Genomic DNA, 12,839 nt, shown 5'->3' on the forward strand with positions numbered 1-12,839 from the left:
TGAGCTTTACCTTGCGAAACGACTAAACCATGAATTTCGACCTTTACGGATTCGGCCCCGCGCTCGCCGCCGGCGCGCTGATGACCGTCAAACTGGCACTCACGGCCCTGTGCCTGGGGCTGGTGCTCGGCCTGGCCGGCGCCCTGGCCAAAACATCCCCGTACAAGCCGCTGCAATGGCTTGGCGGTGCTTACTCCACCGTGGTCCGTGGTATCCCGGAACTGCTGTGGGTACTGCTGATTTACTTCGGCACGGTCAACATGATGCGTGCCCTGGGTGAGTTTTTCGGTAACCCCGATCTGTCTCTCAGCGCCTTTGCCGCCGGGGTCATTGCCCTGGGCCTGTGCTTCGGCGCCTACGCCACGGAAGTATTCCGCGGCGCGATCCTCGCCATTCCCAAAGGCCACCGCGAAGCGGGCGTGGCATTGGGGCTTTCGAAGTTTCGGATCTTCACCCGCCTGATCATGCCGCAGATGTGGCGCATCGCCCTGCCGGGCCTGGGCAACCTGTTTATGATCCTGATGAAAGACACCGCCCTGGTGTCGGTGATCGGCCTGGAAGAAATCATGCGCCACGCGCAGATCGGCGTCACGGTGACCAAACAACCGTTCACCTTCTTTATGGTTGCGGCGTTCATGTACCTGGGGCTCACCGTCCTGGCGATGACCACCATGCACTTCCTGGAAAAACGCGCCGCCCGCGGCTTTGCGAGGAGCACCCAATGAGCGGCGACTACAGCTGGCTGGCGCATTTCGACCTGGGCCTGAACTGGGCCGTGATCATCAAGTGGCTGCCCAAACTGGCCCAGGGCGCCATCCTCACCCTGGAACTGGTGGCCATTGCGGTCATTGCCGGGCTGCTGCTGGCGATTCCTTTGGGCATCGCCCGCTCGTCGCGCCGCTGGTACGTGAGCGCCCTGCCCTACGCCTATATTTTCTTCTTCCGTGGCACGCCGCTGCTGGTGCAGCTGTTCCTGGTCTACTACGGCCTGGCGCAATTCGATGCGGTGCGTAACAGCTTTATGTGGCCATACCTGCGCGATCCGTTCTGGTGCGCCACCGCCACCATGACCCTGCACACCGCCGCCTATATCGCCGAGATCCTGCGCGGGGCGATCCAGGCCATCCCACCGGGCGAAATCGAAGCCGCCCGCGCCCTGGGCATGTCCAAGCCCAAGACGCTGTTCTATATCGTCCTGCCTCGCGCCTCGCGCATCGGCTTGCCGGCGTACAGCAACGAAGTGATCCTGATGCTCAAGGCCAGCGCCCTGGCGAGTACGGTGACCCTGCTGGAACTGACCGGCATGGCGCGAACCATCATTGCCCGAACCTACCTGCCGGTGGAGATCTTCTTCGCTGCCGGCCTGTTCTACCTGTTGATGGCCTACATCCTGGTGCGCGGCTTCAAACTGCTGGAACGCTGGCTGCGCGTCGATGCCTGCCAGGGACGTTAAGGCGCACTTCCAGGCACTGGATGCCTTCCTGATCGAGCACCAAGGGCTGTGGAAACCACGGCCCTTCACTCATCGCCAATTGGCCTGGGAATCACGACATCCAGAGCTGGCACACTGGTTGCGCCAGCGCTCGCTGGATGACGCCGAAGCCAGCCACAACGCCCCCTATGACCTCCCGGCGCCCGCGCCTTTTGCACAACTTGCCGCACAGGCGCGTCAGCTCAGTGCTGTGGATAAGTTGCCGACGCAGCCCCTGCCGCCCGCGCGCCATCGCTTGAATGTCGATGTGCCGGGCCGCAAGTGGCAGCAAATCGAAGCCTTCGGCGCCGCCCTGTCGTTTGCGCAAGCCCCCACGCACTGGCTGGATTGGTGTGCCGGCAAGGGCCACCTGGGCCGCCGGCTGCTGCAAACCGCGCAACAGCTGACCTGCCTCGAATACGACCCGGCACTGATCGCCGCAGGCCAGGCCCTGAGTGACCACCATGGCTTGGCCGCGACCCATCGCCTGCAAGACGTCATGGCGGGCGTCACCCTCAGCGCCGAACACACCCCCGTCGCCCTGCACGCCTGTGGTGACCTGCATGTGCGCCTGCTGCAACTGGCCAGTGCACAAGGCTGCAAACAGCTGGCCCTGGCGCCCTGCTGTTACAACCGCATCAGCGCATCGACCTATCAACCACTGTCCGAGGCAGGCCGCGCTTCAACGTTGCAACTGTCGGTCGAAGACCTCGGCCTGCCGCTCAGCGAAACCGTCACTGCCGGCAAACGCGTACGCCAGCAACGGGACACATCCATGGCCCGCCGCCTGGGCTTCGATCAACTGCAACGGCAGCTACGGGGTTGCGATGAGTACCTGCCCACCCCTTCACTGCCGACCGCGTGGCTGAGCGTACCGTTCGCCGACTACTGCCAAGCGTTGGCAAACCTGAAAGGTTTATCCACAGGCGAGCAGGATTGGGCCGCGCTGGAGGCCTATAGCTGGGCTCGCTTGGCCGAGGTGAGAAACCTGGAACTGGTACGTGGTCTGTTTCGGCGACCGCTGGAGATATGGCTGGTGCTGGATCGTGCGCTGTTTCTGACCGAACAAGGCTACCGCGTTGAACTGGGCAGCTTCTGCGACGCCGCACTGACGCCGCGCAACTTGATGGTGCTTGCCGAGCGCGATTAAGAGGCAAATTGACGCAGTGCGGCCTGTGGATAACTCTGTTGATGGTTTCTTTACGAAGCCTTTAATCATCTAGCTCGCAGGCCAAAACCCGAGCTGTTCATTTTTTGTTCACAAAATAAAATGCACGTAAAACAGGCAGTTAAGCCCAGATGAGAACCGCTCCGCAAAAAGAGTGTTTCTTAATGGCGCATCCAACCGATTGTGCATAAGCCTCTGACGATTAGCCTCTAAACCACGCTTTACGCGGTTCGCTTACGCGCAATCAATAAGCGGCAAAGCTCATTGATATCCGCACCTGCCTGACTGGACGCCACGTTATCCAGCGGGTCGGTGGCAAACGCCAGGGCTTGGCTGATCAGCGCGTCATCATGTACGACCGCCAACGCGTCAGCCTGGCGACGCAGCGTAAAGGCTTCCAGCATTTCCCGGTTAAACGCCGATTGGTCATCCACTTGATTGATCACGAAATGGCAACGGGGCGGGCGCGCACGCTCAAGGTAGGGCGCCAGCAGTGCGTCCAACTGGTCCTGGGTGCCGAGGCAGGCGGCGTTAGGTTGAGCGATGACCAACACAATATCGGCCACGTTCAGGGCTTGATGCAGATAAACGTTGTTACCCGCGGGGGTATCGATGATCACCGTGTGAGCTTCGCTCAGCCCCATGACCGACAGGTGCTCGGCCAACCAAGTGGGCTCGCGCGTAAGCCAGCGTTGCAGGCCCTCCTTCTGGCGGCTGTCGGTGTCGCCGAATGGGATCACCTGAGAGCCGGCGAACCCCGCTTGCAAGGCGCCGGCCCACGGCGCATTGAGCAAACTGCTGCGCCCCACACCGGGGCGCTGATGATCGACGCCGAAGTGCTGGCGCAGCGCATTCTGCGGGTCCAGATCCACGGCCACCACCGCCTCACCCAAGCGTTGCAACCCGCTGCTCAATGCCGTGACCAGCGTGCTACGACCTACGCCGCCGTTGATCGAGACCACCGCCACCACAGTGGCACGCAGCGGCACGGGTTCGGCCTGCGCGGACGGTTGATTGCCGTGAGCCCCATGAGGACGAACGAGCGAGCCATCTTCACGGTTTACCCGGGTGCCATCATCAAATGGAATGCTGCCGAAAAAGTGCAACCGAGCGTTTTTGCCCTTTGGGTCACGGGAAACGCTGTTGCCGAACAGGGCAAATAGATCATCGGTGCGGCTCATGGCCGGGCTCCTTCGCAACGCCATCGGAAGACGTGGAAGGTCGGCCCATCAAGGCTTCCCATACGTGTTCATATTGGCGTGTTTATTGGCTGCATTCTGTGTCAGCCCCGATGAAGTGTCATTATTTTGATCAAAAATCCACCGCCCTTTCAGACGAGCGGAAAACTGCCAATTTACTGACGAAAAATACCGTCATTTGATAGGCGGTGATTTCATCGTGCCATTGTTTTTTACCCGCCATCCCCGCACCATTGCGGCAACTTCCCGGCTGTACGTTTTGGATAAGCGCAGTGGCGATACGCTTTAAATTCCCTCGGTTCCTCTACGGCCTCGCCATCGCGGTGGTGCTGGGCGGCGGACTGCTGGGCGATTTACTCGCCGATTGGGATTTCAGCCAGATCAGCCGTAAAGCCGAAGCGCTCTACGGCCCCCTCGGCCCCGGTCGACAGCGCATTGATGCCTGGCAACAGCTACTGGCCACAGAAAAGCAGGTCAGCGAGAGCGAACAACTCAAAGTGGTTAACTTGTTCTTCAATCGTCAGCTGCATTACGAAGAAGATATCGACCTGTGGCACGAGGTGGATTATTGGGCGACGCCCATTCAATCCTTGTGGAAAGGCGCCGGCGACTGCGAAGACTACGCCATCGCCAAATACTTCAGCCTGCGTCATTTGGGCGTACCGGCCGAGAAGCTGCGCATAACCTACGTCAAGGCTCTGCGCCAGAATCGTGCACATATGGTGCTGACCTACTATTCAAGCCCCGAGGCCATGCCCTTGGTACTGGACAGCCTGATGGACCCGATTCTGCCGGCCAGCCAACGGCCGGACCTGCTGCCGGTTTACGCCTTCAACGGTGAAGGGCTGTGGCTGACCGGCGCGACGGGCAACAAAAAAGTCGGCGATACCAAGCGTCTGTCGCGTTGGCAGGATGTATTGAAGAAAATGACCGCTGAAGGGTTTCCGACCGGTTCGGATAATTAACAGGAGCTACGATGTCACTGTTCAAACAATTGCTGATCGCTATCTGCGTGTTCCTGGTGGTCGCGTTCAGCGGTAGCTTCTTCGTCAGCCTGGAAAGCTCGCGTACCCAGTACGTCAACCAACTGCGCTCCCACGCTCAGGACGCGGCCACCGCGCTGGCGCTGTCGTTGACGCCGAACATCGATGACCCGGCGATGACCGAGCTGATGGTCAGTTCGATCTTCGACAGCGGCTACTACGCCAGCATCCGCGTGGTGGACCTGAGCAACAACCAAGTGCTGGTAGAGCGCGCCGCCGAGCCGGACGCCAGCAGCGTCCCGGCGTGGTTCGTGAAGATGATCGGCTTGGCGCCGGCCGGCGGCGATGCGATCGTCAGCCGTGGCTGGCAGCAGGCGGCGCGGGTCGAGGTGGTCAGCCATCCAATGTTTGCCTTGGCCAAGCTGTGGCAGAGCGCATTGGGCAGCCTGGGCTGGCTGCTGCTCTGCGGCGCCGTGAGCGCGGTACTGGGCGCCCTGTTGCTGCGGCGTCAATTGAAGCCGCTGGATTATATGGTCGAGCAGTCCCATGCCATCGCCCGCCGTGAATTCCTGAGCCTGCCCGATCTGCCCCGCACTCCTGAGCTGCGCCGGGTGGTGCAGGCCATGAATCAGATGGTGGAGAAGCTCAAGGCGCTGTTCCGTGAGCAGACCGAACGCAGCGAGAAACTGCGGGTGGAGTCCTACCAGGACAGCCTCACGGGCCTGGCCAACCGTCGTTATTTTGAAATGCAGCTGCAATCGCGCGTCAGCAACGTTGAAGAAGCCAGTTCGGGTTACCTGCTGATGTTGCGGGTCAACGACCTGAGCGGCCTCAACCAACGCCTGGGCGGGCAACGTACTGACCAACTGCTGCAGGCCGTCAGCCAGCAACTGGTGCGCACCTGCGCCAAGTACCCGGAAACCCAGAACCTGATCACCCGCAGCCGTGGCGGCGAGTTCGCGGTGCTCGCCCCGGGGCTGGTGCGCGATGAAGCGTTGCAGCTGGCCCAGGCCCTGGAAGGCACCCTGCAAAGCCTTTACGAAACGGGAGCCACCGATATGCCGATCGTGGCTTACATCGGGCTGGCACCGTACAAACCGGGTGATGCCTCGGCAGACCTGCTAATGCTGGCCGACCAGGCACTGGCCCAGGCCGAAGCCGGTACAGGCCAGACTTGGGTGTGCCTGGAACACCAGACCCAAGGCACCGTCAGCGACGATCACCACAGCTGGCACACCTTGCTCGACGACGCCCTGACCCAAGGGCGCTTCCGGTTGTTTTTCCAGCCGGTGGTGAGCAGCAGCGACACCCAACAGGTCCTGCATTACAAAGTGTTGTCACGCTTGCTCGACCCGCAGGGCCAGACCATCGCGGCGGGCCACTTCCTACCATGGCTGGAGCGCTTCGGTTGGACTGCACGCCTTGACCAATTGATGGTTGATCTGGTGATCAAGCACCTGGCCCAGCACAGCCCATCGGTGGCCTTGAACCTGTCGGCCGCTACCCTGAACGACCCGCAGGCACTGGAGCGCGTCTTCGAACGCCTGGCTCAAAACCCCGCCCTGGGGCCGCGCCTGACCCTGGAAATCGGTGAAGAACAAGTGCCCGAGCAGTCGCAGCTGGAGCGCCTGACCCGACGCTTGCGCAGCCTGGGCTTCAGCCTTGGCCTGCAGCGTTTCGGCGGGCGTTTCAGCATGATCGGCAACCTGGCGAACCTGGGCCTGGCGTACCTGAAAATCGACGGCAGCTACATCCGTGCCATCGACCAGGAAAGCCACAAGCGCTTTTTTATCGAAGCCATCCAGCGCGCCGCCCACAGCATCGATTTGCCGTTGATTGCCGAACGTGTGGAAACCGAGGGTGAGCTACAGGTGATTCGCGAGATGGGGATTGAAGGGGTACAAGGCCAACTGGTGGGTGAACCGGCGCCCTGGAAGTAGAACGTCCTCGCCTCCTTGACGGTCATGCCGTGAAGGAGGTGGGGCGGCTCAGATCAAGCCGGTTTCATCGTCATTGATCAACTCGCTCAACCCACCCAATGCTGCCCGGGCCTGGGTACGTTCGAGGAACTTGGCCTGCGCGGCGGGCGGCAAGTCCGTGATGCTCATGACGTTCTTGGTGATCAGAACCTGGATCAAGTCGTCCAGTACCCGAATCATCTCAAAGTCACTTTGCTTGAGCTGCTTGAGGCTGTTGTCGACCACATCGTCGGCAAACCACGCCTGTATCTCATGATGGTCGGCCGGTAGCGTCTCGGTGGCCTCGGCATAGGCCTGCGCCTCGACACGGATCAAAGCGTTGTTTTGATCGCGTTGCACGTAGAACATCAACGTTCTCCCAATAAAAAATCCCTGCAGGTGCCGCGCACGGCCTCTGCAGAGATTACACACATTTGCCCGACGCTGATGCCCACGCAGCGCCAATCCCGAAAGATTGGCGCTGCTGGGGGATCAGTCGTGGTGCTTGACGGTCAAGTCGCCACCGGCGATCAGGTTGTTGATCGCGGCACTGCCATTGCCCCAGTTAACGCCATCGACCTTGATCGTGACATCGGCCGTGCCACCCGCCGTGAACGAGCCGGTGCTGCTCACACTCAGCGTCGAGCCTGACGAGTCGGTGGTCAACTTCAGATAGCTCGACAGGTTGGTGTCATTACTGCCTTGCAGCAAATCGGACAGATCCAACTTATCGCCTTCGCTGTGCTTGAAGTCGGTGATGGTATCGACGCCAGTCCCGGTGTTGGTATCGCCTTTGAGCCACACGAAGGTATCCGCCTGCCCGCCGCCGGTGAGGATGTCGTTACCCTTGCCGCCCACCAAGATGTCATTACCGGCACCGCCGGAGAGGGTGTCGTTGCCGCCCTGGCCGAACAAGATGTCGTTACCGGCGTTGCCGATCAGGGTGTCGCCGCCATCATTGGTGCCGTAGATGTTCGACGCGTTGGCCAGAGCACCGATGTCCTGCACGTGTTCAGTGATGTACTGGTGCAAAGTGCGGTCATCAATGTGGTCGACCGTAGTGGACAACTTCTCGGCGGCGAACGCCTTGAGTGCGGCACTGCCTTCCTGACCTTTGTAGGTGATCAGGTCACCGAACACGATGTCATTGCCAGAGCCGCCGGTGATGCTGTCGGCGCCCGCGTCGGCGGTATGGCCAGTGATCGCATCCGCCAGCTTCGCGGTGTCGATGGTAGCGACCACCTTGTCGGTGTCGAATTGCTTGAGCACAGCAGTGTCAATGCTCGAACCCAGGCCGATTGCCTCGACGGTGACCTTGCCGCTCACTGCGTTAACCAGATCGTTGTAGGCCGTCTTCGCGTTCGTCAATGCGGTGCTGGAGTTGTTATAGACCGCAGCCACATCAAAGCCGCCGTTGCTGTTGGCCACCACGGTGCCTTCATAGGTCCGATTGTTCCAACTATCGTAGGAATAGACCCTGCCATCCGCATCGACAACCATGTGGGAGGAACCGTTGATGGTGGTGTAAACGGCCTTGCCCTGGCCCAAAACGTAATTCGAGCTGTTGACGATGCTGTCGAAGTAAACGCTGGAGCCCGAGCCCCATACCTTGACCCCACCCAGGTAAGGACTGCCTTGCACGTCAGTGTACATATTCGGCGAGCCGTCGGTGATGAAGTACGTCAGGTTCGTCGCACCCTTGTTACTCGTGGCTTCGCTGCTCTTGAACCAGTTTGTGGCGGCGTTGAACGCATCCTGATAGTTGGTCATGTCGCTCGAATTAGAGCTCATCTGGTTCAACACCGCCTGCAAGGCCGCTTTGGCACCGTCCTTGTCAGCCAGATTGACCGAGACCTGCGCCTGAACCTGGGTGTCGAAGTCCACCAACATGACTTTCACCACGCCGGAGTCCTTGGTGCTGGCATTGGCAATCAAGGTATCGAATACGCTGGCCAGTTGAGCCTTGATCGACTTCATTGCATCGGTACCGATACTGCCCGACGTATCGACGAGGAAAGCAATATTGTAATTGCTGCCCTGGGTGACCACGCCGGCTTTGTCGCCCACCACCACGTTATTGGTCGAACCGCTCAAGTTGATGGTATCGACAAGACCGGTGCCTTCCGTCACCTGATAGGTCTGCGGCGCCACTGTGATGGTGCTGGTGGCCACGCTTGAACTCAGGCTGTTGCTACCTTCATTGTCAGTTACGGCGATATCGATGGTGCGATCACCAAGTGACGGGTATTTGCCGGTGTTGGTGTACTGGAACGACTCAAGCAGGGCTTTGTAGGTGGCCGCATCAGCCGCACCCGACAGGGTCAATACAATCTTGCCACTGACGTCCGTGCCGACGCTGGTCAGGGTGACGCCGTTGTAGGTCCCGCCCACATTTATCAGGCTTGAGCTCAACTGATCGCCCGCGCTGGCGTTTTTCAAGGTAATGGTCGCGCTTTGCATCTGGCTGCTGTCGACGTCGCCGATGGCAACGCTGCCGGTAATTGCCACACCGGCAGTGTTTCGCTCGGTGTACGCAGCGCTATAACCGGTGGCAACCGCGCCGTCTGCGGTGCTGAGGTCCAGGGTAGGCGCGTCGTTGACCGAGGTCACGGTGATGGTGCCGTTGGCCGCTGGCGAGGTCAGTACGTTGCTGCCGTCAGCGTTGCCGCTGTCGGTCGCGGTGTAGGTGAAGTTCGCCGTGCCGTTGAAGTTCGCGTTTGGCTTGAAGTAAACCGTGGCTTCGCCGTTGACCGCGTTAATAGCGCCGGTCAACGCTTTGGTCATGGCCGCGTCGGTGTAGAAGGTGCCATTGGTTGGCGTGCCGACAGTGAAGGATTTCACGTTCGCCAGGCCATCCACGTCGGTTGCGTTCAGCTTGACTGCGATACCAACCGTTGGATCTTCAGCACCGGTCGCAGTAGTCGCCGCAGCCACCGGCGCATCGTTGACCGGAGTCACGGTGATGGTGCCGTTGGCCGCTGGCGAGGTCAGTACGTTGCTGCCGTCAGCGTTGCCGCTGTCGGTCGCGGTGTAGGTGAAGTTCGCCGTGCCGTTGAAGTTCGCGTTCGGCTTGAAGTAAACCGTGGCTTCGCCGTTGACCGCGCTAATGGCGCCGGTCACTGGTTTGGTCATGGCCGCGTCGGTGTAGAAGGTGCCATTGGTTGGCGTGCCGACAGTGAAGGATTTCACGTTCGCCAGGCCATCCACGTCGGTTGCGTTCAGCTTGACTGCGATACCAACCGTTGGATCTTCAGCACCGGTCGCGGTAGTCGCCGCTGCCACCGGCGCATCATTGACCGGAGTCACGGTGATGGTGCCGTTGGCCGCTGGCGAGGTCAGTACGTTGCTGCCGTCAGCGTTGCCGCTGTCGGTCGCGGTGTAGGTGAAGTTCGCCGTGCCGTTGAAGTTCGCGTTCGGCTTGAAGTAAACCGTGGCTTCGCCGTTGACCGCGTTAATGGCGCCGGTCACTGGTTTGGTCATGGCCGCATCGGTGTAGAAGGTGCCGTTGGTTGGCGTGCCGACAGTGAAGGATTTCACGTTCGCCAGGCCATCCACGTCGGTTGCACTCAGCTTGACTGCGATACCAACCGTTGGATCTTCAGCACCGGTCGCGGTAGTCGCCGCAGCCACCGGCGCATCGTTGACCGGAGTCACGGTGATGGTGCCGTTGGCCGCCGGCGAGGTCAGTACGTTGCTGCCGTCAGCGTTGCCGCTGTCGGTCGCGGTGTAGGTGAAGTTCGCCGTGCCGTTGAAGTTCGCGTTTGGCTTGAAGTACACGGTGGCTTCGCCGTTGACCGCGTTAATGGCGCCGGTCAACGCTTTGGTCATGGCCGCGTCGGTGTAGAAGGTGCCATTGGTTGGCGTGCCGACAGTGAAGGATTTCACGTTCGCCAGGCCATCCACGTCAGTTGCGTTCAGCTTGACTGCGATACCAACCGTTGGATCTTCAGCACCGGTCGCGGTAGTCGCCGCTGCCACCGGCGCATCATTGACCGGAGTCACGGTGATGGTGCCGTTGGCCGCTGGCGAGGTCAGTACGTTGCTGCCGTCAGCGTTGCCGCTGTCGGTCGCGGTGTAGGTGAAGTTCGCCGTGCCGTTGAAGTTCGCGTTCGGCTTGAAGTAAACCGTGGCTTCGCCGTTGACCGCGTTAATGGCGCCGGTCACCGCTTTGGTCATGGCCGCATCGGTATAGAAGGTGCCATTGGTCGACGTGCCGACGTTGAACGACTTGACGTTGGCCAAACCATCGACATCGGTGGCGGACAGCTTGACCGCGATCCCGACACTTGGGTCTTCAGCACCGGTCGCAGTGGTGACGATCGCCACTGGCGCATCGTTGACCGCAGTGACCACAACGCTCACCTTGCCAATCGTGACCATTTCAATCTGCGTGCTCGACTCCATGGCTGTTGCCTTCACAGTCAGATCGAAATTGGCCGTCGCATTCTTGGCCGGAGTGACGGTCAAGGTAGCCAGGTTCCAATTGCTGACATCGTACTGGGTGGTCGCACCCGTCGAGGTATAGCTGTGGCCCGAGGCGCCGTCGGTAATGACAGCGCCTTCAGGCAGGCCGCTGATTTCTATCTTGTGCAATTCCGACTGGTCATTGTCGACAAACGTGGTCGTGATCGGGCTGATCTTGATCGCACTGTCTTCCAGGCCGTGGTTGTAAACGTAGCCGGTGTAATAGCCTTCTCCGTTGACCACGTGAGCATCGTCAAAGACCGCCCCGGCGGCTTTCAACGCGTCCAGGCTGGTATAGGTCTGCACGCCGCTGCTACCCAACGCCATCGACGGGCCGCTGTTGATCGAGACATTGACGTCGTAGTTGCCCGGGCCGGCCTGGTTGTAGTGATAGATGTCGAGGGTGTAATAACCCGACTCTGGCGGCGTAAAGGGGGCTGCGTTAATCCCGCTGCCCTGGCTCCAGGTCTCGGTCGACACCAACTTGCCGCCGACGGTAACCGCCAGGCTGTCATCGGCGCTGCCGGTGAAGCTGTAGCTCTTGCCGGCTTCCAGGTAAACCAGGCCGGAGACTTTGGTCGCGGTGTGCTCCACCACATTACCGTTGCTCACGTTGGCGGTCACACCGGTGGAGGCTGCGCTGCCAGGGGTTTGGGCGTTGATGACCCGGATCAAATCGCTGGACTGAACAACACCATTACCGTTCGTACCCAATGCACCAGGCAGGTTGCCGCCGGTCCAGGTTTGAATGGTCAAGCCGGTTGGTACGTCACCGAACGAGCCGACGGTCACGACAGGAACGTCCGTCACTGGGTGGATATCCACGGTGATGGTTTGAGTGTCGCTGTTGAGCTGGCCGTCGGTAGCCTGGAACTTCAGCTCGGTGTAATCATCATGCTTGTTACCGATGCCGGCGTTTTTGAAGCTGTCATCGCCCGACTCGTTGGCCGCTGGGCTGTAACGCACATTGTGATTGTCGAAGTCGGCCTGGCTGAAGGCCTTGCCCGGCGACGTATCGGTTTTCAGATCAGCTGCGTTGAGCTGGACCCAAACACCGTCGACTTTGTACTCGATGGCACCGTTGGGCAGGCTGGTGAAGACGACTTTCAGGTCCGTGGAATCCACATCATTGACCCCGAACGTCGACCACTTCAGCTCGACTGGGGTGTCTTCGTTGCTTTCTATCCGGCCATTGCTCGCAGTCGGCGCATCGTTGACCGCAGTCACAGTGATGATGCCGTTGGCGGGAGCCGACGTCAGCGGGTTGCTGCCATCAGCGTTGCCGCCGTCGGTCGCGGTGTAGGTGAAGTTCGCGGTGCCGTTGAAGTTTTCGTTCGGCTTGAAGTAAACGGTCGCTTCGCCGTTGACCGCATCAATGGAACCGGTCACCGGTTTGGTCATCGCCGCGTCGGTGTAGAAGGTGCCATTGGTAGGCGTGCCAACGGTGAACGATTTCACGTCCGTCGGGCTGTCTACGTCGGTCGCGGACAGTTTGACCGCGATACCTACGCTTGGGTCTTCAGCACCGGTCGCCTTAGTGGATTCAGCCACCGGCGCATCATTGACCGCAGTCACAGTGATGATGCCGTTGGCGGG

The 12,839-nt window shown here is 60.3% G+C and carries 8 protein-coding genes; 5 read left to right on the forward strand and 3 right to left on the reverse strand.

The genetic code is table 11. The features are described 5' to 3' along the window. The first annotated feature begins 29 nt into the window (after positions 1 to 29). From ACFZPT_RS11075 to ACFZPT_RS11085, 3 genes are read left to right on the forward strand one after another with little or no spacing between them, the layout of a single operon-like run. Positions 30 to 725 (forward strand): ABC transporter permease, encoded by a 696-nt coding sequence (locus ACFZPT_RS11075; RefSeq protein ID WP_034095423.1) that lies wholly within the window; start codon positions 30 to 32, stop codon positions 723 to 725. A 38-nt stretch (positions 726 to 763) separates the two neighbouring features. Then, entirely contained in the window at positions 764 to 1,453 is a 690-nt protein-coding gene (locus tag ACFZPT_RS11080) for an ABC transporter permease (RefSeq protein WP_034111429.1), read from the forward strand. Continuing rightward, a complete protein-coding gene (locus tag ACFZPT_RS11085) occupies positions 1,434 to 2,621 on the forward strand; it encodes a methyltransferase (protein WP_099313015.1) in 1,188 nt (395 codons plus the stop codon). The genes ACFZPT_RS11080 and ACFZPT_RS11085 overlap by 20 nt, the downstream gene beginning before the upstream one ends. A 239-nt stretch (positions 2,622 to 2,860) precedes the next feature. On the opposite strand, the gene bcsQ is transcribed toward ACFZPT_RS11085, so the two are convergent. Continuing rightward, positions 2,861 to 3,820 carry a cellulose biosynthesis protein BcsQ gene (bcsQ, locus tag ACFZPT_RS11090; protein ID WP_034111370.1) on the reverse strand — a complete coding sequence of 320 codons (960 nt, stop codon included), beginning with the start codon at positions 3,818 to 3,820 and terminating at the stop codon, positions 2,861 to 2,863. 290 nt (positions 3,821 to 4,110) lie between these two features. On the opposite strand from bcsQ, the gene lapG reads away from it, so the two are divergent. Next, on the forward strand, positions 4,111 to 4,803 hold the full coding sequence (lapG, locus tag ACFZPT_RS11095) for a cysteine protease LapG (protein WP_047881464.1): 693 nt from the start codon (positions 4,111 to 4,113) through the stop codon (positions 4,801 to 4,803). Positions 4,804 to 4,814: 11 nt separating this feature from the next. Then, the gene (gene lapD, locus ACFZPT_RS11100) at positions 4,815 to 6,761 is read left to right on the forward strand and encodes a cyclic di-GMP receptor LapD (RefSeq protein WP_034095419.1); all 1,947 of its coding nucleotides are present in this window, start codon (positions 4,815 to 4,817) and stop codon (positions 6,759 to 6,761) included. Positions 6,762 to 6,809: 48 nt separating this feature from the next. On the opposite strand, the gene ACFZPT_RS11105 is transcribed toward lapD, so the two are convergent. Together ACFZPT_RS11105 and ACFZPT_RS11110 are read right to left on the reverse strand one after the other, a co-directional pair. Then, positions 6,810 to 7,148: a hypothetical protein gene (locus tag ACFZPT_RS11105; protein WP_034095418.1), complete on the reverse strand. Its 339-nt coding sequence runs from the start codon at positions 7,146 to 7,148 to the stop codon at positions 6,810 to 6,812. 123 nt (positions 7,149 to 7,271) lie between these two features. Then, positions 7,272 to 12,818 (reverse strand): tandem-95 repeat protein, encoded by a 5,547-nt coding sequence (locus ACFZPT_RS11110; protein ID WP_379555173.1) that lies wholly within the window; start codon positions 12,816 to 12,818, stop codon positions 7,272 to 7,274. Positions 12,819 to 12,839 lie beyond the last annotated feature (21 nt).

It is taken from the genome of Pseudomonas sp. MD330_10, assembly GCF_042610415.1.
In the GTDB taxonomy this organism is placed as follows: Bacteria; Pseudomonadota; Gammaproteobacteria; order Pseudomonadales; family Pseudomonadaceae; genus Aquipseudomonas; species Aquipseudomonas rhodesiae.

Excerpts from the sequence above, each read along its gene's own strand:
- ACFZPT_RS11085 (WP_099313015.1), top strand. The coding sequence starts at position 1,434 with ATGCCTGCCAGGGACGTTAAGGCGCACTTCCAGGCACTGGATGCCTTC.
- ACFZPT_RS11105 (WP_034095418.1), bottom strand. The coding sequence starts at position 7,148 with ATGTTCTACGTGCAACGCGATCAAAACAACGCTTTGATCCGTGTCGAG.
- ACFZPT_RS11075 (WP_034095423.1), top strand. The coding sequence starts at position 30 with ATGAATTTCGACCTTTACGGATTCGGCCCCGCGCTCGCCGCCGGCGCG.
- lapD (WP_034095419.1), top strand. The coding sequence starts at position 4,815 with ATGTCACTGTTCAAACAATTGCTGATCGCTATCTGCGTGTTCCTGGTG.
- bcsQ (WP_034111370.1), bottom strand. The coding sequence starts at position 3,820 with ATGAGCCGCACCGATGATCTATTTGCCCTGTTCGGCAACAGCGTTTCC.